Origin of the sequence: Herbaspirillum sp. RV1423 (assembly GCF_000577615.1) — a bacterium.
GTDB lineage: Bacteria > Pseudomonadota > Gammaproteobacteria > Burkholderiales > Burkholderiaceae_D > Herbaspirillum.
This window is the reverse complement of sequence record NZ_CBXX010000015.1, coordinates 1-19,394: the sequence shown is the minus strand read 5'-3', so window position 1 is coordinate 19,394 and position 19,394 is coordinate 1. Positions and strand designations below refer to the sequence as shown.

Below are 19,394 nucleotides of genomic sequence, written 5' to 3'. Positions count from 1 at the left end.
CTCCCGTTGTTCTGGTTTTCAGGCAGTCGGCCTGTCCTGTAGTAATCGTCCTGCCGTCGGCGGCATTGTGCATCCGGCGCCAAGTCTTTTCGTGTTCCTGCATCTGTGTGCAAGCAGTGCTTCCGAGCGAAAAGCAAATCGCACTGGTCCGTTCGCGCGGCAACCGGCCTCTTTTTCTGCGATCCCTGGCGGATGCCGTTGCAGCGTATTGCAAGCAGCCCCCCCGCCTGCCGGTCGCCTTACCTGGAAACCATTATGGCTAAAGAAGAACTACTCGAAATGAACGGCCTCGTTGAAGAAGTCCTGCCAGATTCACGCTTTCGCGTCAATCTGGAGAACGGTCATCGACTGATCGCCTACACCTCCGGCAAGATGCGCCAGAATCACATCCGCATCCTGGCCGGCGACAAGGTCACGCTGGAGTTGTCGCCTTACGACCTGAGCAAGGGCCGCATCACTTTCCGTCATCTGGAAAAACGCGGACCTGTCGGCGGCGGGCAACAGCGTCGCCGTTATTAATAAGACCGGCGCCATCATCATGCCGAACGCCATCCACATAGATCGCAACGACGGCGCCGCTGCGATCTCCGCCACGGCGGTCGCGCTGGCGCAGGCGCAGGGTGTGCAGATCGTCGAGTGCGTGTGGGACATCGGCGCCGATCTCACGCACGAGCACGCGCACAGACTCGACCTGATCACCGCGGACAAGTCGGTGCGCGTTTACTTCCCGGATCTGGAGCTGACCACTTCCGGCAATGCTTCGCGCACCAAGCGCAGCGAAGAGCGCCTGCAGCGCGCAATCGCCCAGCTCACGCAGCGTACGCCCGCGCCGACCTATGGATATCGATGACGCGATTATCGCAAATTCAAATTGTTACGAATTAAATTTCGATATGTTTAGGCAAACCGGCGTTTTGCCTGTATATTGAATTCTGCACTTACATCAAGTCGTCGTTATTGTCGGTCTCTCTTCCTTGTGCTCGTTCGCGGGCCATCTCTGTCGGACTCTCTTCGGTTACATCTTTCTTGGTCTTGGGTGCGCTTCGGGCGTTGTCCCTCATTTTTTACAAGGAAGTATCATGTCTACAAGTCAAACCGGCACAGTCAAATGGTTCAACGATGCAAAGGGCTTCGGCTTCATCACGCCTGATCAAGGCGGCGACGATCTGTTCGCGCATTTTCAGGACATCCAGTCCAACGGTTTCAAGAGCCTGGCCGAAAACCAGCGCGTCTCTTTCGACCGCGGCACCGGTCCTAAAGGCGAAAAAGCCACCAACATTCGCGCGATCTAATCGTCGCGTGTCGTGACGCGGAGGCCGAGGTCTCCGCTGCACTCAAGTCCGGATTCGATACATCGCCGGCGGCACCACGCAGATAGCATGGGCCGTCGCCGATCGGACCCGGCACCAACGAAGCTCGCCTAGGCGGGCTTTGTTTCATTCCGGCGGCGCATTCCGTTCCGCTATGATCACTGTTCCGCGATCACAAATACGCTCTTCCATGAATCATCTTCTGCAAGACTGGCAAACGCAACTGGCAACGCTGGCCGGCAAGCTCGCCGGCGACGATGGCGCCCACGACCTCAATCACTTGCATCGCGTCTGGCGCGCAGCGCAAACCCTGCTCGATGAACATCCGCAAGCCGATGCGCTGACGGTGCTGGCGGCCTGTTACCTGCACGACCTGGTGAACCTGCCCAAGAACCACCCGCAACGTCATCTCGCTTCGCGCCAAGCCGCGCAACTGGCTTGCCGCCATCTCGAACAACTGCGTTTCCCGCAAGAGAAATTGGCCCCCGTCGCGCATGCGATTGAAGCGCACAGTTTTTCGGCCGGCATTACGCCGACGACCATCGAAGCGCAAATCGTGCAGGATGCCGACCGCCTCGACGCGCTCGGCGCAGTCGGATTGGCGCGCCTCTTCTATACCGCCGGACGTATGGGCAGCCGGCTCGCCCATGACGGCGATGTGTGCGCAACGCAACGCTCGCCGGACGACCAACGTTATGCGCTCGATCATATCGCCTGCAAACTGGAAACCTTGCCGGCGACAATGCAGACCGCCGCCGGCCGCAAGCTCGGCGAACGGCGCATGCAATGGCTGCGCGAATTCCGCGACACGTTTGCGGCGGAATGGGAAGATCCGGTTGCCTGAAAAACCGGTTCCGGAAATGCTGCTAGAATCGTTTGCATTGCGTTGCTACGTATTTCATCCTTCATGTTTACCGTCGCCCTGTCCTGCCTGTTGTCGCTGAGCCTGCTTGCACTGGCCATGCCTGCGCACGCAGCCGCGGCCGGCAAACCAAAGAAACAGTCGCTCATCTGACCGGGGCGCGCTGTCCTGTCAGGTGGGTCGACAGGATGGCGAATGCAGGCCGGACTCTTTCCCTCTTCCTGCAACACGGTGCACATTCCCCTCCTCCTTCCAGACAGACATAGACGGTCTTCATGCATCAATTGAATGGAGTGTTGTATGGCAGCTTTTGACGGTATCTGGATTCCCCTGATCACGCCTTTCCACGACGGCGAGATCGACTTCCCCGCTTTGCAGACGCTGGCGCGCAGCATGGTCGGTGCCGGTGTGTCCGGCCTGGTGGCCTGCGGCTCGACTGCGGAGGCGGCGGCGCTCGACGACGATGAGCAACTGGCGGTGCTGGACGCCATCCTCGACGCCGCTCCCGGCTGTCCGGTGGTCATGGGCCTTGCCGGCAACCGACAGGCGGCGATGCTGGAAAGACTGGAAAAAATCCAGCAGCGTCCGATCGCCGGCCTGCTGATTCCGGCGCCGTATTACATCCGCCCTTCGCAGCTTGGCCTGCGCGCCTTCTATCTGGCGATGGCCGACGCCGCGAACGTTCCCATCATCGTCTACAACATCCCTTATCGCACCGGCGTTCATATCGATGTCGCCACCATCCTCGAACTCGCGGCACACGAGCGCATCGTCGCGGTGAAAGATTGCGGCGGCAGCGCGGCGGCGACCATGGACCTGATCGCCCACGGCGGCCTGCAGATACTGGCCGGAGAAGACGAACAGATTTTCATCACGCTGTGCCTCGGCGGCAGCGGCGCGATCACCGCCGCGGCGCATATCCGTCCCGACCTGTTCGTGCGCGTGGCGCAACTGGTGAGCGAACAGCGGCTGATCGAAGCCCGCGAACAATTCTACAATTTGCTGCCGCTGATCCGGTTGCTGTTCGCCGAACCGAATCCGGCAGCCATCAAGACCGCCTTGTCGCTGATGGGCATGGCGCGCGACGAACTGCGCGCACCGATGCAGCCCGGTTCGCCGCCATTGCGCGAGAAGTTGCACCGCGAATTGCTGCGGCTCGGCTGTCTCTGAGTCCGGATCCGAATCCGACGGCGCTGCCGTTCAGGACAAGCCGGCGGCGGGATTGCCGCTGGCGATGCCTTGCTGGCGCAGGACATCGGCAAGGCTGCTGCGAAAACGCGCCAGCGGCGCCGCCAGCCGGCCGCTCGACAGCGCCGGTGCGTGCAGTAGCCAGACCTTCATGCCGTTGTCGAATTCCGGCACCGACAAGACCCGGATCTGCTTGCGGAAAGCGCTGCGCTTGAGTGCGCTGGGGGTGGTGATGCCGATGCCGACTCCGCGCGCCACCAGCGACAATTGCAGTTCGGCACCGAAAGCTTCCACCGCGACCGTGAAGGGCAGACGCAATGCCTCTAGCGCATGCCGGATGGCGCTGCGCAGTCCGCAGCCATCCTGATTGAGTACCCAGGATTGCGGCGTCAGGTCGGCCAACCCGAGGTCGCCCCTGGGCAGCTTCAGCGATTTAGCCGCGACCACCAGCGCCGGTTCGCGCCCCAGCACATGGAGCTGAAAGCGCTCGGGCGGCGGCACGCCATCGGGCACGATCACGGCGGCGGCATCGATGGCATTTTTTCCCAGCATGTCCATCAGGCCCGGCGACCACGCGGCGGTGATGCGCACGCTGAGCCTGGGGAACTCCGTACGCAGACAATCGAGCGGGGAGGTTAATGCCGCCTCCGACAGAAACGGCGGCACGCCCAGACGCAATTCGCCGCTGGCTTGCGCCTGCGGCGAGACACGGTCGATCAGGTCCTCGACCGACGCTAGCACGCGCCGCCCCATGTCGTACACTTCACGCCCCGCCGACGTAGGCTTGAGCGGCTTTGACTGGCGATCCAGCAATTCGATGCCTAGCATGCTTTCCAGGCTTTGCACGCGGCGCGTGATGCCGGATTGCGTCAGGTGCAGCCGCGTGGCGGCGGCGACGATGGAGCCGGTTTCAATCACCGCGACGTAGGCTTGCAGGTCTCGCGTATTCAAAATAATCTCGCATATTGTTTATGACAATTATTCAATTGTCGCATAATTAGCCGCTATCTATACTGGCCCGCATCAACTCGAATGGAGCCAGAATGGAACAATGCAACAAGCTGCCGGCTGACGACCCGACAGGCTTCCGGCCGCCGCCTCCCGCCACACCGGCCAGGCGCATGACGACCGCCATGACGGTGCTGTTTGCCGCGGCGGTTGGCGTCATCGTCATGAATCTTTATGCCGCCCAGCCGATGCTGGCGGCGATCCGCGCATCCATGCGGATACCCGACGGCGCCATCGGCCTGATCGCGATGCTACCCTTGCTCGGCTATACCTGCGGCCAGTTTCTGGTGGTGCCGCTGACCGATCTCCACGAAAACCGCCGCCTGATCGTGCGCCTGCTGGCGGGGTGCGCGCTGTGCCTGGGCGTGGCGATGCTGAGTACGCAGGCATGGCTTTTCCTGACAGCGATCTTCCTGGCCGGCGTGCTGTCGAGCGCGATCCAGATGCTGGTGCCAATGGCGGCTTTCATGAGCGAAGAGGCGCATCGCGGTCGCGTCATCGGCAATCTGATGAGCGGCCTGATGCTAGGCATCATGCTGTCGCGCCCGCTGGCCGGATGGATCGCCAGCATTGCCGGCTGGCGCGCGGTCTACGGCCTGCTGGCATTGATCGTCGCCACACTGGCGCTGCTGCTGGCGCGCGTGTTGCCGGAACGCCATCCTCAGCAGACGGTGCAACGCTATGGCGCAATCCTGCGCTCGCTGTGGCAATTGCTGCTGCATGAGCGCACCTTGCAATACAGTGCGTTGACCGGCGGGTTGGGCATGGCAGCGTATATGTCATACTGGACCACGATTGCGCTGCTGCTGACGCAAGCGCCGTTCTCGCTGGGCGCAGGTGGAATCGCGGTGTTCGCGCTGGTTGGCGCGAGCGCGGTGTGCGTGACGCCTTTTGCCGGACGCGCCGGCGACCACGGACGCGGTCGCATCGCTGCGCGCCGCAGTCGTCTGGCAGTGCTGGCGGCGGCCTTGATTGCCGGCGTGGCCGGCAGTGGCTGGGGCGGCTTCGACGTGCGTGGCCATGCCGGCGTTGCGCTGGCGTTGCTCGGCCTGGCCGCGATCCTGCTCGACGGCGGCGTCGCCGCCGAACAGACGCTGGAACGACGCAAGATCAATCTGCTGTCGCCGCAACTGCGCGGGCGTCTGAACGGCTTGTTCGTCGGCTTCCTGTTCGTCGGCGGCGCGGTCGGCGCGGCGCTGTCCGGCCTGGCGTGGAATCGGGGCGGCTGGACTGCGGTATGCCTGTTGCAGTTGCTGTTCAGCGCAACGATCCCGTTGTTGGCATCCAGGCAACTCCGCAATTGAGCGATGCGCTGTTACAAATCGCCAACACAAGTTGGCGAACCAAGCCTATTCGGTTTCGTCATACTTCTATCGCAATTTTGTCGAGGAGGTAATGTGGCAAGTCCGGAACAGTACCAGCCGCGCTGGCGTATCGCCGATCTGGATTTCTCCCGCATCGATCTGCAACGCGTGCGCGACGACGAATACACCTTCTATCTGGTAGCCTGCGCATCCTTTGTCGAAAGCGGCTCCGATCTCTATACCCACAACCTGGTCGACTTCTTCCATGACAACGAACAAGTCGTGGCCTGGTTGCGCGGACAATGGGAACTGGAGGAGTTGCAACATGGCGCCGCGCTGCGCGCCTACGTCGCACATGTCTGGCCCGAATTCGACTGGCAGAGTGCCTACGACAGCTTCCTCGGCGAATACGCCGCCTATTGCAAGGTCGAGTTGCTGGAGCCGACCAAGGCGCTGGAAATGGCCGCACGCTGCGTGGTCGAAACCGGCACGGCAACGTATTACCGCGCCTTGTCGCGCAGCACAAAAGAGCCGATGCTGCGCGATCTGGCCGCGCGCATTTCGAACGACGAGGTCAATCACTACAAGCATTTCTATCATTACTTCCGCCAGTATCGCGAGCGTGAAGGCGTCGGCCGCTCGCGCGTACTGGCGACGCTGAGCCGCCGCACGCTGGAGATGCGCAACGAAGACGCCGACTGCGCGATCCGCCATGTGCTCAGATTCCGCGATCCGGCGCGCGCCGAAGACGCTGCCTATCTACGTCAGTTGAGCGCGCGCATGAACACCATCGTGCGCACCAATTTGACGCCGGAAATGGCGTTGAGGATGATCATGCGTCCGCTGGAGCTGCCGCCCAAGGTGCAAAGCTGGGTGCAATATCCGATCCGGCAGCTCATGCACTACGTTTTTTTGCGCTAAAAACAAACACCCCCATCCCTGATTTGCGCACTTTTGGGGCAAATCATCTCCGACCGCACCGCCGCCATTTCCACCATCACCGAAATGGTGCGTCGATGCGCACCCGCTTCTGCAAAGCATGAAGAATCCCCGCAGATTGACGAATTGTCATTGGCACGCAATCTGCTAAAGCATGGGGGCAGTCAACAAACCTTCATTGATTTTTCTAACTGTAGGAGCACTTCATGTCACGTCGCACTATCCTAAAAGCAACAGCACTCGGCGCGTTCGCACTTGCAGCTTCTTCCTGGCTCCCTGCCGCGTTCGCCGCGGACACCATCAAGGTCGGCATCCTTCACTCGCTGTCGGGCACCATGGCCATCTCCGAAACATCGCTCAAGGATGTGGCGATGATGACGATCGATGAAATCAATGCCAACGGCGGCGTCATGGGCAAGAAGCTCGAGCCTGTGGTCGTCGACCCTGCATCCAACTGGCCTCTGTTCGCTGAAAAAGCGCGTCAGTTGATTTCGCAAGACAAGGTCTCCGTCGTGTTCGGCTGCTGGACTTCGGTCTCGCGCAAGTCTGTCCTGCCGGTCTTCAAGGAACTCAACAGCCTGCTGTTCTACCCGGTCCAGTACGAAGGCGAAGAACTTGAAAAGAACGTGTTCTACACCGGCGCTGCACCTAACCAGCAAGCGATCCCGGCCACCGAATACCTGATGTCGAAAGAAGGCGGCGGCGCCAAGCGTTTCGTGCTGCTGGGCACCGACTATGTGTACCCGCGCACCACCAACAAGATCCTGCGCGCTTTCCTGCACAGCAAGGGCGTGAAGGATTCCGACATCGATGAAGTCTATACGCCGTTCGGCCATTCCGACTACCAGACCATCGTCGCCAACATCAAGAAGTTTTCCGCCGGCGGCAAGACTGCCGTGATCTCGACCATCAACGGCGACTCCAACGTGCCGTTCTACAAGGAACTGGGCAATGCCGGCCTGAAGGCGACCGACGTGCCTGTCGTGGCGTTCTCGGTGGGTGAAGAAGAACTGCGCGGCGTCGACACCAAGCCGCTGGTCGGCCACCTGGCTGCGTGGAACTACTTCGAATCCGTGAAGAACCCGGTCAATACCGCCTTCATCAAGAAGTGGAAAGCCTACGCCAAGGCCAAGGGTCTGCCGAATGCCGACACCGTCGTGACCAACGATCCGATGGAAGCAACCTACGTCGGCATCTACATGTGGAAGCAGGCTGTCGAGAAGGCCAAGTCGACCGACACCGACAAGGTGATCGCAGCGATGGGCGGTCAGACGTTCAAGGCGCCGTCCGGCTACACGCTGGAAATGGACAAGACCAACCATCATCTGCACAAACCGGTGATGATCGGCGAAATCAAGGCCGATGGTCAGTTCAACGTGGTCAACAAGACCAAGACCACGATCCGCGCGCAGCCATGGAGCCCGTACATCCCTGGCAACGAAGGCAAGCAAAAGCTGTAATCCCGGCTTCGCCTCTCGTCTTTGCAGCAAGCAGCCGCATCTTCCTTGCAGTTGCTTTGTAACACCTTGCACCGGGCGCCCGACATCCCGTCCGGTGCAATCTACGCAGCGCCGCTCGTCCTGGCGTTTGCACGACGCTCAGACAAGCGTCGCCAAGACCTTCTTTCCGTCTTGCAGTGCCACCGAAAAGAATCATGAGACTTCTTCCCAACATCCTTGCCTCTGCCTTGCTGACGGGCTGGCTGTGCATCCAGACGATCGGCGCGCATGCCGCGATTGATCCGGCGCTGCTCAAGCCGCTGGCCGGCGACGATCCGGATGCGCGCATCGCCGCCGTCACGCAGATCGCCGCGCTCGCCAATGCCGATGCGCAGAAAATCCTCAACGCCATCAACAGCGATGCGCTGTACGCGACGCCTACCGGCGACGTGTTGATCATTGAGGACACCGAGGCGTTCAATCCCGCCACCGACAAGACCGGTCCGGCGCCCGACGACGCCGAAGGCATCACCGTCAACAACCGCCTGCGCGGCGTGGTGGAAGGCGCCTTGTCCGGCCTCAGATTGTTTTCGCCGGACCGCGCCGTGCGCCTGACCGCGGCGACCGATTTGCTGAAGACTGCCGACGCCGCGCAGACGCCGCTGATCAGCAAGGCGTTGGCCGCGGAAAAAGATGCCGAGATTCAGGCGGTGCTGAAGCAGGTCGTCGCCACCGCCAACCTGCACGCGCCCGACGCCCCCACGCGCCAGGCCGCCGTCAAGGCGCTGGCCGAGACCACCAACGCCAACCTGAAGCCGGTGCTGGAACAAATGCTGGCCAGGAATCCCGACGGCAGCTACGTGGAAACCGATGAAGGCGTGCGCGTCGAAGCGGTCCGCACGCTGTCGGCGCTGGACCGCCGCCTGGCGATCACGGAATTCGTCGGCAAGCTGTTCTACGGCGTCTCGCTCGGCAGCGTGCTGTTGCTGGCGGCCCTCGGCCTGGCCATCACCTTCGGCTTGATGGGCATCATCAACATGGCGCACGGCGAGCTGCTGATGATCGGTGCTTACACGACCTATGTGTGCCAACTGGTATTCCGCAAATTCTTCCCCGGCGCGATCGACGCCTATCTGGTCGTCGCATTGCCGGCGGCCTTCATCGTCGCCGCGGCGGTCGGCATCGCGCTGGAACGCCTGGTGATCCGCTGGCTCTACGGCCGTCCGCTCGAAACGCTGCTGTGCACCTGGGGCATCAGCCTGATGCTGATGCAATGCGTGCGCTCGATCTTCGGCGCGCAGAACGTCGAGGTCGCCAACCCGAGCTGGATGTCGGGCGGCATCACGGTGTTGGGCTCGCTGGTGCTGTCGTACAACCGCATCGTGATCATCTTCTTCGCGCTATTCGTGGTGTTCGCGGTGTGGCTGATCCTCAATAAAACACGCCTCGGCCTGTTCGTGCGCGCCGTCACGCAGAATCGCCGCATGGCCGATTGCGTCGGCGTGTCGACCGGCAAGATCGACATGATGACCTTCGGCCTCGGCTGCGGCATCGCCGGTCTCGGCGGCGTAGCCCTGTCGCAGCTCGGCAATGTCGGTCCCGACCTCGGCCAGGGCTACATCGTCGACTCCTTCATGGTGGTGGTATTGGGCGGCGTGGGTCAATTGGCCGGCACCGTGATCGCCGCGTTCGGCCTGGGTGAAGTGAACAAGTTCCTGGAACCGGTCGCCGGCGCCGTGCTGGCCAAGATCGCCATCCTCGTGTTCATCATCGTGTTTATCCAAAAACGCCCGCAAGGCCTGTTTGCACTGAAAGGCAGGAGCGTGGAATGAGTACCTTGAATCTACCTTTGAAACCGTCCCTGTTCTCGCGTCCGGCATGGATCGGCATCGTCGTCTGCACGCTCATCCTGGCGCTGCTGCCGATCCTTAATCTGGTCTTTCCGCCCGGCCATCCGCTGGCGATCTCGAGCTATACCGTGGCGTTGATCGGCAAGTTCATGTGCTACGCCATGGCGGCGCTGGCGCTCGATCTGGTATGGGGCTACACCGGCATCCTGTCGCTCGGCCACGGCGTGTTCTTCGCGCTGGGCGGCTATGCGCACGGCATGTACCTGATGCGCGCCATCGGCCATGACGGCGTGTATCAGAGCGACTTGCCGGACTTCATGGTGTTCCTCAACTGGAAAGCCTATCCGTGGTACTGGTGGATGACCGAGCATTTCTGGTTCGCCATGTTGCTGGTGGTGCTGGTGCCGGGCGTGCTGGCGTTCGTGTTCGGTTACTTCGCGTTCCGTTCGCGCATCAAGGGCGTGTATTTTTCGATCATCACGCAGGCAATGACCTTCGCTTTCATGCTGCTGTTCTTCCGCAACGACACCGGCTTCGGCGGCAACAACGGCTTCACCGACTTCAAGCGCATCCTCGGCTTCACCATCACGGCGCCGTCGACCAAGGCGGTGCTGTACCTGGTGACGCTGGCCTTCCTGCTCGGCTCGCTGCTGCTGTGCCGCGCCATTGTGACGTCGAAGCTGGGCCGTGTGCTGCAAGGCGTGCGCGATTCGGAGTCGCGATTGATGTTCATCGGCTACAACCCGCTGTGGTTCAAGCTGTTCGTATGGACCTTGTCGGCGGTGTTGTGCGGCATTGCCGGCGCGCTGTACGTGCCGCAGGTCGGCATCATCAACCCGTCGGAAATGTCGCCGGCCAACTCCATCGAAATGGTGATCTGGGCCGCCGTCGGCGGGCGCGGTTCACTGCTCGGCCCGATCATCGGCGCGTTCACCGTCAACGGCCTGAAAAGCTGGTTCACCGCGGCGTTCCCGGATTTATGGCTGTATGCGTTGGGGCTGATCTTCATCCTGGTCACGCTGTTCCTGCCGCAAGGCATCCTGGGGCTGATCAAGAAACTCAAGAAACAGGATCCCGCCAAGGAGGCCGCATGAGCGAAATGTACAATCGGGCGGCGCCGCAAGACAACGTCGACAACAGCCAGCACGCCGACCACGGCACCTCGTATGCGCGCGTCAGGCCGGAAGGCGTCGACACCACGCACGGTGCGATTCTGTATCTGGAAAACATTACGGTGTCGTTCGACGGCTTCAAGGCCATCAACAACCTCAATCTCGACATCTCGGTGGGCGAACTGCGTTGCATCATCGGCCCCAACGGCGCCGGCAAGACCACGATGATGGACGTGATCACCGGCAAGACGCGTCCGACTGCGGGCACGGCTTTCTTCGGCCAGTCCATCGACCTGACCAAGATGACCGAGTATGAAATCGCCCACGCCGGCATCGGCCGCAAGTTCCAGCGACCGACGGTGTTCGAGCAGCATTCCGTGTTCGAGAACCTGGAAATGGCGATGAAGATGGACAAGCGCGTGAAGACCACCTTGTTCGCGCGCCTGAATTCGGAACAGATCGGCAAGATCGAGGAATGCCTCAAGCTGATCCGCCTCAACGGTCAGGAAAACCGCGCCGCCGGCCTGCTTTCGCACGGTCAGAAGCAATGGCTGGAAATCGGCATGCTGCTCATGCAGGAACCGCAATTGCTGCTGCTGGACGAACCGGTAGCCGGGATGTCCGACGCCGAAACCGTGCGCACGGCCGAATTGCTCAACGAGTTGCGCGGCAAGCATTCGATCATGGTGGTCGAGCATGACATGGGCTTCGTCGAAGAGATTGCCCAGGGCGGCAAGGTGACCGTGCTGCACGAAGGCTCGGTGCTGGCTGAAGGCACGATGCAGCAGGTGCAGTCGGATGATCGCGTGATTGAAGTGTACTTAGGTCGCTAATGCCAGAGCGCTAAACCCGGGACGAGAAGAATATGCTGCAAGTCAATCAACTGAACCAATACTACGGCGCCGCGCACACGCTGCGCGGCGTGTCGATTACTGTCGAAAAAGGCAAATGCCTGTCGCTGCTCGGCCGCAACGGCGTCGGCAAGACCACGCTGCTGAAATGCCTGATGGGTGTACTGCCGGTGGCTGCCGGCAACGTCACGCTCGAAAGCAAAGACATCACCAGACTGAAGCCGCATCAACGCGCCGCGCTCGGCATTGCGTATGTGCCGCAGGGCCGCGAGATCTTTGCGCGCCTGACCGTCGAAGAAAACCTGTTGATGGGCATGGCGACCAAATCCGGCCGCAAGGCATCGACGATCAAGGGCGAAGTCTACGAGCTGTTTCCCGTGCTCAAGGAAATGCTGCACCGACGCGGCGGCGATCTGTCGGGCGGCCAGCAACAGCAACTGGCGATCGCCCGCGCGCTGCTGGCGGAACCGAAGCTGATCATCCTCGATGAACCGACCGAAGGCATCCAGCCATCCATCATCAAGGACATCGGCCGCGTCATCAGCTTGCTGCGCCAGCGCGGCGATATCGGGATTTTGCTGTGCGAACAATATTTCGACTTTGCGCGCGAGCTGGCCGATACCTTCGTCGTCATGTCGCGCGGCGAGGTGGTCGCTTCGGGCACGCAAGCCGAGATGGATAACGAAGACGTCAAGAGGCATCTGGCGGTGTAACGCTTGGCGGCGTGCGTTTTGGCGACAGCTCTGCTATAAAAGCACATCCCGCACCATCGACCCATGTCCTCATAATCAAAACATTGCATGAAACGCATCATTGATCCTGCCGCTGCCGTCACGGAGTCGGGCCAAGCCGTCGTTGCCGCGTCGCGCCATGAGCAGGCGCGGCTGACGCTGGGCTTCGCCGACGACGCCGGCACCACGCGCATGATCGAACGCAGCCACTTCGGCCCCTTGCGCGTGCAAAAGCCTCTGTACCCGGAGCAACCGGCGGTCTGCCATGCGGTCATCGTGCATCCGCCGGGCGGCATCCTCGGCGGCGACCAGCTCAGCATCAACGTCCGCGCCGGCGATCGCGCACATGCCTTGCTGACAACACCGGGCGCCGGCAAGTGGTATCGCGCCAACGGCTTCGTCTCGCAGCAGCAGGTGTCGCTGACGGCGACGGCCGGCGCGGCGCTGGAATGGCTGCCGCAAGAAACCATCTTTTTCAACGACGCCGATGTGCGCATGGAACACCAGGTCGACCTGGCTGCCGATGCCCGTTATATCGGCGGAGAAATTTTGTGCTTCGGCCGCACGGCCTCGGGCGAATCCTTCGCCAGTGGCCGCGTCAGCCAGCGCACCAGCATTCGCCGCGACGGCAAGCTGGTATGGTTCGAGCAAGGCGCCCTGCGTGCGGGCACGTCGTCGATGACCAGTCCGCTGGCGCTGGCCGGCCATACGGTGTGCGCCACGCTGATCGCGGTCGGCATGCCGTTGAACGGCGCCTTCCTGAATGAACTGCGGGAGCAAACCGGCGCACTCGCGCACGACGGCCGCAGCGGCGCGACGCAGATGAAGCAGGTATTGGTGCTGCGCTATCTGGGCAACTCCAGCCAGGTCGCACGGCAATGGCTGACGCATGCGTGGCGGCGTATCCGGCCCGAATTATTGGCGCGCGAAGCGATTGTGCCGCGCATTTGGAATACATAACGAACGTAAAGAACCAGGGAGAATGGAAACATGGAACTCACCCCGCGAGAAAAAGACAAGCTGCTGATTTTCACGGCGGCGCTGGTGGCCGAACGACGCAAGGCGCGCGGCCTGAAACTGAATTATCCGGAAGCCGTGGCGCTGATCACCGCCGCTATCATGGAAGGCGCGCGCGACGGCCGCACCGTCGCAGAGCTGATGTCGGAAGGCACCAGGATCCTCACGCGCGCCGACGTCATGGACGGCGTGGCGGAGATGATTCCCGACATCCAGGTTGAAGCGACGTTCCCTGACGGCAGCAAGCTGGTCACGGTTCACCATCCCATTCCTTAAGGAGCGCCACGATGATTCCAGGAGAAATGCTGGTCGAACCCGGCGACATCGAACTCAACGTCGGTCGCCGCACGGCGAGCGTCAACGTCGCCAATAGCGGCGACCGCCCGATCCAGGTCGGTTCTCATTTTCATTTTTTTGAAACAAATCCGGCGCTGAAATTCGATCGTCGGATCGGCTACGGCATGCGCCTGAACATCGCCGCCGGCACTGCAGTACGCTTCGAGCCGGGCCAGGAGCGCACGGTGGAGCTGGTGGCGCTGGCCGGCGACCGCAAGGTCTACGGCTTCAACGCCAAGGTGATGGGCGCACTCGACAAGAAGGGAAGCAAACAATGAGCAAGATTTCGCGTCAGGCTTATGCCGAGATGTTCGGCCCTACCGTCGGCGACCGTTTGCGTCTGGCCGATACCGAGCTGTTCATCGAGATCGAAAAGGACTTCACGACCTATGGCGAAGAGGTCAAATTCGGCGGCGGCAAGGTGATCCGCGACGGCATGGGCCAGTCGCAGCGCAACTACAAGGACGTCATGGACACAGTGATCACCAATGCCGTGATTGTCGACCACTGGGGCATCGTCAAGGCCGACATCGGTCTCAAGGGCGGCAAAATCGCCGGCATCGGCAAGGCCGGCAATCCGGACATCCAGCCGGACGTGACCATGGCCATCGGCGGCGCCACCGAGATCATCGCCGGCGAAGGCATGATCGTGACGGCCGGCGGCATCGACACGCACATCCATTTCATCTGCCCGCAACAGATCGAGGAGGCGCTGATGAGCGGCGTCACCACCATGATCGGCGGCGGCACCGGTCCGGCGGTCGGTACGGCGGCGACGACCTGCACGCCGGGGCCGTGGCATATCCATTCGATGCTGTCGGCGGCCGACGCCTTCCCGATGAACCTAGGCTTCCTCGGCAAGGGCAACGTGAGCCTGCCGACGCCATTGGAAGAACAAGTCCATGCCGGCGCCATCGGCCTCAAGCTGCATGAAGACTGGGGCACCACGCCGGCGGCGATCGACAATTGCCTGTCGGTGGCCGACCGTCTCGACGTCCAGGTGGCAATCCATAGCGATACGCTGAACGAAGGCGGCTTCCTCGAACACACGCTGGCCGCGTTCAAGGATCGCACTATCCACACCTTCCACACTGAAGGCGCGGGCGGCGGCCATGCGCCCGACATCATCGCAGCGGTCGGCGAGAGCAACGTGCTGCCGTCGTCGACCAATCCGACGCGGCCATTCACCGTCAACACGCTGGACGAACATCTGGACATGCTGATGGTCTGTCATCACCTGGATCCGGCGATTGCCGAAGACATCGCCTTCGCCGAGTCGCGCATCCGGCGCGAGACCATCGCGGCGGAAGACATCTTGCACGACATCGGCGCGATCTCGATGATGTCCTCGGACTCGCAGGCGATGGGCCGCGTCGGCGAGGTAATCATGCGCACCTGGCAGACCGCTCACAAGATGAAAACGCAGCGCGGTTCGCTGGCAGAGGATCCGTCGCGGCACGACAATTTCCGCGTCAAGCGCTATATCGCCAAGTACACCATCAATCCGGCCATCACACACGGCGTTTCGCATGTGGTCGGTTCGCTGGAGGTCGGCAAGGTCGCCGATATCGTGCTGTGGAAGCCCGCCTTCTTCGGCGTCAAACCATCGATGATCCTCAAGAGCGGCATGATCGCCGCAGCGCAGATGGGAGATCCGAACGCCTCGATCCCGACGCCGCAACCTGTGCATTACCGCATGATGTTCGGTGCCTATGGCGGCGGCTTGAAGACCTCGATGACCTTCGTCTCGCAGTCGGCATTCGACGCCGGCATCGGCGACATGCTCAAGCTGAACAAGCCGGTGGTGCCGGTCAAGGGCATGCGCAACCTGCGCAAGCGCGACATGATCCACAACGGCGCGACGCCGAAGATGGAAGTCGATTCCGAAACTTATGAAGTGCGCGCCGACGGCGAGTTGCTGGTCTGCGAACCGGCCAAGGTCTTGCCGCTGGCGCAACGTTATTTCCTGTTCTGAAGAAATCATGCTGACTCTGAATACCAAGATTGATCAGTCCGACCGTGTCGATGGTGAACTGCTGCTGCCTTACGACCTGCGAGAAAAAAGCCGCCTGCGCGCAACCATGACGTCCGGCGAAGAAGTGGCGGTCTTCACGTTGCGCGGCACGGTGCTGCGCAACGGCGATCTGCTGCGCGGCGATGATGGTCGCGTGGTGAAGATCAATGCCGCCAGGGAGGCTACCTATCGGGTTGAAGCAAGTTCGCCGCACCAGTTGCTGCGTTGCGCTTTTCATCTCGGCAATCGCCATACCCAGGCCCAAGTCGGCGAAGGTTTTCTGCGCATCAGGAAGGACCCGGTTCTGAAGGAAATGCTGGAGGGCCTCGGCGCGCGCGTAACGGAAGAAGAAGCGGCTTTCGAGCCGGAGTCCGGCGCTTACGGCGGCGGCCATCATCATCACGGCGACGATCACCATCATCCGCTGGCCCCGATTCCGGTACGTCAGAAAATCCATCGCCCCGGCGACAAATCCTGATCACCGGCCAGCATCCCATGCAAGCACAAGCCCTTCTCCATCTGCTTCAACTGACCAGCCCGTCGCTACCGATCGGTGCGTACAGCTATTCGCAGGGCCTGGAGGCGGCGATCGAAAACGGCGCGGTCAAGAACGAAGCGAGCGCGCGGACGTGGATCGTGGATTCGCTGCACGAGGTGGTGGCGCGTTTTGAAGCGCCGATATTCTGGCGTTTGCTGCAGGCGTTCGCAGCACGCGACGCGCAAGAGGTGAGCCTGTGGAACGAACGTTTCATCGCCGCCCGCGATACCGCAGAGTTCCGCGCCGAGACGATACAGATGGGATATTCGCTGAGCAAGCTGGCCGTCGATCTGCAAATCGGCGACGACATGTTGCGCGGCCTGATGCAGTCGCAAACAGAAGTGCCGTTGCCGACTGCGCTGGCCTATGCCGCAGTGGCGTTGAATGTGCCGCATGACGCGGCGTTGCTGGGCATGCTCTTCGCCTGGGTGGAGAATCAGGTGCTGGTCTGCGTCAAGTCGGTGCCGCTTGGGCAGGTTGCCGGACAACGCCTCTTGCTGTCGCTGCAGCCGGAGCTTGAAGCTGCCGCGAGAACCGCTCAAGAGTTGGGCGATGACGATTTATCCAACTGGTCGCCCGGCTTGTCGCTGCTGTCGATGCAGCATGAGGTGCAGTACAGCCGTCTCTATCGCTCCTGAGGCGATCCGCAATATCATGTACGTTTGCAGTTTATAGAATCCGTTTTTAATCGAGATAACCATGAGCAATCCATCCTCTCCCAATCCACTGCGCGTAGGCATCGGCGGCCCGGTCGGCTCCGGCAAGACGGCGCTGTGCGAAATGCTGTGCAAGCGCATGCGCGACCATTATGACATGGCGGTCATTACCAATGACATCTACACCAAGGAGGACATGGAAATCCTGCTGCGCGCCGATGCCTTGCCAGCCGAGCGCCTGATGGGCGTCGAGACCGGCGGCTGCCCGCACACCGCAATCCGTGAGGATGCGTCGATCAACCTGGAAGCGATCGCGCGCATGAGTGCCGACTTCCCCGACCTCGACCTGATACTGGTAGAATCCGGCGGCGACAATCTGGCGGCGACGTTCAGTCCGGAATTGTCGGACCTGACCATCTATGTCATCGACGTCGCCGGCGGCGAAAAAATTCCGCGCAAGGGTGGCCCCGGCATTACGCGGTCGGATCTGTTGATCATCAACAAAACCGACCTCGCTCCTTATGTCGGCGCCAATCTCGACATCATGGCGCAGGACGCCAAGCGCATGCGCGGCGAGCGACCTTTTGTCTTCACCAATCTGCGTAGCGGCGATGGCGTGGAGACGGTCATCGATTACATCCGTAAGCAAGGTTTGCTGGATGAGAAGAAGTAATACTGCCGGTCGATTTCATACTCAGGTTTATTGTGCGTATGCACATATTCACGAAGATCTATCCTAAGGAGAAAAATATGTTCCGCATTTCCACCAAAACAGCGACGCGTACCGGCGCATTGGCTATTGCCGCGCTCGCTGCCGGCAGCGCATTGGCGCATCCTGGACATCCCGGCTCCATGATGACGGCGTCGATGAGTTTTGGCGCCGGCTTCAGCCATCCGTTCTCCGGCATTGACCATTTGTTGGCAATGCTTGCTGTCGGTCTCTGGGCTGCACAGAACAAGCGCTCCGCGTTGTGGGTGCTGCCGCTGGCGTTCCCGCTGATGATGGTAATCGGTGCATTGCTGGCGCTCGTCGGCCTCGAAATTCCTGCTGCGGAAACCGGCATCGCGGCATCAGTCGCTGTACTTGGTCTGCTGATTGCCTTCGCCGTCAAAATGCCTTTATGGACAAGTACATTGGTGGTGTCTTTATTCGCGCTGTTCCACGGTTATGCGCATGGCAGCGAATTGCCGCATGGTTCATCGGCAGCGACGTACGCTTTCGGCTTTGTACTTGCCACTGCCTTGCTGCATGCGGCCGGCCTGACGCTCGGCCTGGTTGCCGGCAAACGAATGGCAGACGGGGTTGTACGTCTCGGCGGGGTTGGCATTGCGGCGGTGGGCGCTTATCTGCTGAGTGCTGCTTAATAATTTGATGCCGAATAGCTCGCGGTAGATAGCCAGCCGTTGCACACTGTTTGATAGAGGGTCGCGTTGCAAACGCGGCCCTTTTTTTGTTTCCAACGTAGTCGCTCATCGTATGATCCGTTGGGACATTCAGCCGCGTCGTGCAGGTCACTGTGGCAGTGTCTTATAATTTCCCAAATGACGACCTCCCTAACCTACTATAGCTTGCGCATTGAACTAACGCGCATCGAGCCCATGATATGGCGCCGCCTGCTGGTGCCGGCCACCATCACCTTGCCCAAACTGCATCGCGCTATACAAGGTGCCATGGGCTGGACCAATAACCATCTCCACCAATTCCATATCGGCGATGACTGTTACAGTGAACCAGATCCCTTTGGCGATCGAAAGTTGGTCGATGAGAAAGGTGTCAAACTGTCGGCCGTGCTGGTTGGTCAGGTGCGCGAGTTCATCTATGAATACGATTTTGGCGACGATTGGCAACACCGGGTGGTGCTTGAGCAAAGCCGGGAGGCGCATCCATCCTGGAAGGGATCACTTTGCACAGCCGGACAACGGGCTTGCCCACCTGAAGATGTCGGAGGAGTTTGGGGCTATGGGGAATTCCTCAGTGCAATCGCAAATCCTAAACATGAACAGCATGTCGACATGTTGCGTTGGATTGGGGGCGTCTTTGATCCAGAGGGATTTGATATCAATTCCGCAAATTCCCGTATTCGTAGAATGAAGGCATAACGGCGTTCCAATTTGGCGATCACATAGGAGCTGGTTATGTGTTTTCGAACGGACTGGACCTGGGAGTGAAGCTGCAGCATTTTTCGAATGGTGGCATCAAGCAGCCGAACGGAGGGGTGAACTTTGCGGTGGTAAAAGC

At 60.9% G+C, this 19,394-nt stretch carries 22 protein-coding genes and 1 pseudogene; 22 read left to right on the top strand and 1 reads right to left on the bottom strand.

What is annotated here, in order from left to right; all coding sequences use genetic code 11:
* Nucleotides 1-255: 255 nt before the first annotated feature.
* From infA to dapA, 5 genes are all read left to right on the top strand, one after another.
* Nucleotides 256-519, top strand: a complete 264-nt coding sequence (gene infA, locus RV1423_RS15165; RefSeq protein ID WP_007881321.1) for a translation initiation factor IF-1 — start codon at nt 256-258, stop codon at nt 517-519.
* Nucleotides 520-538: 19 nt separating this feature from the next.
* Nucleotides 539-850: a hypothetical protein gene (locus tag RV1423_RS15160; RefSeq protein WP_231502301.1), complete on the top strand. Its 312-nt coding sequence runs from the start codon at nt 539-541 to the stop codon at nt 848-850.
* A 229-nt stretch (nt 851-1,079) separates the two neighbouring features.
* On the top strand, nt 1,080-1,292 hold the full coding sequence (locus RV1423_RS15155; RefSeq protein WP_034298151.1) for a cold-shock protein: 213 nt from the start codon (nt 1,080-1,082) through the stop codon (nt 1,290-1,292).
* Nucleotides 1,293-1,500: 208 nt separating this feature from the next.
* Complete coding sequence (locus RV1423_RS15150; protein ID WP_034298145.1) at nt 1,501-2,154, top strand: HD domain-containing protein; 654 nt, start codon at nt 1,501-1,503, stop codon at nt 2,152-2,154.
* 318 nt (nt 2,155-2,472) lie between these two features.
* A complete protein-coding gene (dapA, locus tag RV1423_RS15145; RefSeq protein ID WP_034298143.1) occupies nt 2,473-3,342 on the top strand; it encodes a 4-hydroxy-tetrahydrodipicolinate synthase in 870 nt (289 codons plus the stop codon).
* Nucleotides 3,343-3,372: 30 nt separating this feature from the next.
* Here the strand turns inward: dapA and RV1423_RS15140 are convergent, their stop codons facing one another.
* Nucleotides 3,373-4,311 carry a LysR family transcriptional regulator gene (locus tag RV1423_RS15140; RefSeq protein ID WP_034298140.1) on the bottom strand — a complete coding sequence of 313 codons (939 nt, stop codon included), beginning with the start codon at nt 4,309-4,311 and terminating at the stop codon, nt 3,373-3,375.
* 92 nt (nt 4,312-4,403) lie between these two features.
* On the opposite strand from RV1423_RS15140, the gene RV1423_RS15135 reads away from it, so the two are divergent.
* From RV1423_RS15135 to RV1423_RS29080, 17 genes and pseudogenes are all read left to right on the top strand, one after another.
* The gene (locus tag RV1423_RS15135; RefSeq protein WP_051516698.1) at nt 4,404-5,672 is read left to right on the top strand and encodes an MFS transporter; all 1,269 of its coding nucleotides are present in this window, start codon (nt 4,404-4,406) and stop codon (nt 5,670-5,672) included.
* Nucleotides 5,673-5,765: 93 nt separating this feature from the next.
* Nucleotides 5,766-6,593 carry a ferritin-like domain-containing protein gene (locus RV1423_RS15130; protein WP_034298138.1) on the top strand — a complete coding sequence of 276 codons (828 nt, stop codon included), beginning with the start codon at nt 5,766-5,768 and terminating at the stop codon, nt 6,591-6,593.
* A 224-nt stretch (nt 6,594-6,817) separates the two neighbouring features.
* Complete coding sequence (gene urtA, locus RV1423_RS15125) at nt 6,818-8,071, top strand: urea ABC transporter substrate-binding protein (protein WP_034298136.1); 1,254 nt, start codon at nt 6,818-6,820, stop codon at nt 8,069-8,071.
* Nucleotides 8,072-8,265: 194 nt separating this feature from the next.
* Nucleotides 8,266-9,882, top strand: coding sequence for an urea ABC transporter permease subunit UrtB (urtB, locus tag RV1423_RS15120; RefSeq protein WP_034298134.1), 1,617 nt, complete (start codon nt 8,266-8,268; stop codon nt 9,880-9,882).
* A complete protein-coding gene (urtC, locus tag RV1423_RS15115) occupies nt 9,879-10,994 on the top strand; it encodes an urea ABC transporter permease subunit UrtC (RefSeq protein WP_034298132.1) in 1,116 nt (371 codons plus the stop codon). Before urtB ends, urtC begins: the two co-directional genes overlap by 4 nt.
* Nucleotides 10,991-11,845 carry an urea ABC transporter ATP-binding protein UrtD gene (urtD, locus tag RV1423_RS15110; RefSeq protein ID WP_051516697.1) on the top strand — a complete coding sequence of 285 codons (855 nt, stop codon included), beginning with the start codon at nt 10,991-10,993 and terminating at the stop codon, nt 11,843-11,845. Before urtC ends, urtD begins: the two co-directional genes overlap by 4 nt.
* 32 nt (nt 11,846-11,877) lie before the next feature.
* Complete coding sequence (urtE, locus tag RV1423_RS15105) at nt 11,878-12,576, top strand: urea ABC transporter ATP-binding subunit UrtE (RefSeq protein ID WP_034298130.1); 699 nt, start codon at nt 11,878-11,880, stop codon at nt 12,574-12,576.
* A gap of 87 nt (nt 12,577-12,663) precedes the next feature.
* A complete protein-coding gene (locus RV1423_RS15100; RefSeq protein WP_034298127.1) occupies nt 12,664-13,554 on the top strand; it encodes an urease accessory protein UreD in 891 nt (296 codons plus the stop codon).
* 30 nt (nt 13,555-13,584) lie between these two features.
* Nucleotides 13,585-13,887, top strand: coding sequence for an urease subunit gamma (locus RV1423_RS15095; RefSeq protein ID WP_034298124.1), 303 nt, complete (start codon nt 13,585-13,587; stop codon nt 13,885-13,887).
* An 11-nt stretch (nt 13,888-13,898) separates the two neighbouring features.
* Entirely contained in the window at nt 13,899-14,225 is a 327-nt protein-coding gene (locus tag RV1423_RS15090) for an urease subunit beta (RefSeq protein WP_034298122.1), read from the top strand.
* Complete coding sequence (gene ureC / locus RV1423_RS15085) at nt 14,222-15,922, top strand: urease subunit alpha (protein WP_034298116.1); 1,701 nt, start codon at nt 14,222-14,224, stop codon at nt 15,920-15,922. The genes RV1423_RS15090 and ureC overlap by 4 nt, the downstream gene beginning before the upstream one ends.
* 7 nt (nt 15,923-15,929) lie before the next feature.
* A complete protein-coding gene (gene ureE, locus RV1423_RS15080; protein WP_034298114.1) occupies nt 15,930-16,439 on the top strand; it encodes an urease accessory protein UreE in 510 nt (169 codons plus the stop codon).
* A gap of 17 nt (nt 16,440-16,456) precedes the next feature.
* Nucleotides 16,457-17,137, top strand: coding sequence for an urease accessory protein UreF (locus RV1423_RS15075; RefSeq protein ID WP_034298113.1), 681 nt, complete (start codon nt 16,457-16,459; stop codon nt 17,135-17,137).
* Between the two features lie 61 nt (nt 17,138-17,198).
* On the top strand, nt 17,199-17,828 hold the full coding sequence (ureG, locus tag RV1423_RS15070; protein WP_034298112.1) for an urease accessory protein UreG: 630 nt from the start codon (nt 17,199-17,201) through the stop codon (nt 17,826-17,828).
* Between the two features lie 77 nt (nt 17,829-17,905).
* Nucleotides 17,906-18,520 carry a HupE/UreJ family protein gene (locus RV1423_RS15065; protein WP_034298111.1) on the top strand — a complete coding sequence of 205 codons (615 nt, stop codon included), beginning with the start codon at nt 17,906-17,908 and terminating at the stop codon, nt 18,518-18,520.
* 177 nt (nt 18,521-18,697) lie between these two features.
* Nucleotides 18,698-19,255 carry a plasmid pRiA4b ORF-3 family protein gene (locus RV1423_RS29085; protein ID WP_081768838.1) on the top strand — a complete coding sequence of 186 codons (558 nt, stop codon included), beginning with the start codon at nt 18,698-18,700 and terminating at the stop codon, nt 19,253-19,255.
* Nucleotides 19,255-19,394, top strand: a pseudogene (locus RV1423_RS29080) (acyloxyacyl hydrolase); the annotation flags it as partial. The gene RV1423_RS29085 and the pseudogene RV1423_RS29080, both read left to right, overlap by 1 nt.

Coding starts and splice junctions, on each gene's coding strand:
- infA (WP_007881321.1), top strand. CDS start 256: ATGGCTAAAGAAGAACTACTCGAAATGAACGGCCTCGTTGAAGAAGTC.
- RV1423_RS15160 (WP_231502301.1), top strand. CDS start 539: ATGCCGAACGCCATCCACATAGATCGCAACGACGGCGCCGCTGCGATC.
- RV1423_RS15155 (WP_034298151.1), top strand. CDS start 1,080: ATGTCTACAAGTCAAACCGGCACAGTCAAATGGTTCAACGATGCAAAG.
- RV1423_RS15150 (WP_034298145.1), top strand. CDS start 1,501: ATGAATCATCTTCTGCAAGACTGGCAAACGCAACTGGCAACGCTGGCC.
- dapA (WP_034298143.1), top strand. CDS start 2,473: ATGGCAGCTTTTGACGGTATCTGGATTCCCCTGATCACGCCTTTCCAC.
- RV1423_RS15135 (WP_051516698.1), top strand. CDS start 4,404: ATGGAACAATGCAACAAGCTGCCGGCTGACGACCCGACAGGCTTCCGG.
- urtA (WP_034298136.1), top strand. CDS start 6,818: ATGTCACGTCGCACTATCCTAAAAGCAACAGCACTCGGCGCGTTCGCA.
- urtB (WP_034298134.1), top strand. CDS start 8,266: ATGAGACTTCTTCCCAACATCCTTGCCTCTGCCTTGCTGACGGGCTGG.
- urtC (WP_034298132.1), top strand. CDS start 9,879: ATGAGTACCTTGAATCTACCTTTGAAACCGTCCCTGTTCTCGCGTCCG.
- urtD (WP_051516697.1), top strand. CDS start 10,991: ATGAGCGAAATGTACAATCGGGCGGCGCCGCAAGACAACGTCGACAAC.
- urtE (WP_034298130.1), top strand. CDS start 11,878: ATGCTGCAAGTCAATCAACTGAACCAATACTACGGCGCCGCGCACACG.
- RV1423_RS15100 (WP_034298127.1), top strand. CDS start 12,664: ATGAAACGCATCATTGATCCTGCCGCTGCCGTCACGGAGTCGGGCCAA.
- RV1423_RS15095 (WP_034298124.1), top strand. CDS start 13,585: ATGGAACTCACCCCGCGAGAAAAAGACAAGCTGCTGATTTTCACGGCG.
- RV1423_RS15090 (WP_034298122.1), top strand. CDS start 13,899: ATGATTCCAGGAGAAATGCTGGTCGAACCCGGCGACATCGAACTCAAC.
- ureC (WP_034298116.1), top strand. CDS start 14,222: ATGAGCAAGATTTCGCGTCAGGCTTATGCCGAGATGTTCGGCCCTACC.
- ureE (WP_034298114.1), top strand. CDS start 15,930: ATGCTGACTCTGAATACCAAGATTGATCAGTCCGACCGTGTCGATGGT.
- RV1423_RS15075 (WP_034298113.1), top strand. CDS start 16,457: ATGCAAGCACAAGCCCTTCTCCATCTGCTTCAACTGACCAGCCCGTCG.
- ureG (WP_034298112.1), top strand. CDS start 17,199: ATGAGCAATCCATCCTCTCCCAATCCACTGCGCGTAGGCATCGGCGGC.
- RV1423_RS15065 (WP_034298111.1), top strand. CDS start 17,906: ATGTTCCGCATTTCCACCAAAACAGCGACGCGTACCGGCGCATTGGCT.
- RV1423_RS29085 (WP_081768838.1), top strand. CDS start 18,698: ATGACGACCTCCCTAACCTACTATAGCTTGCGCATTGAACTAACGCGC.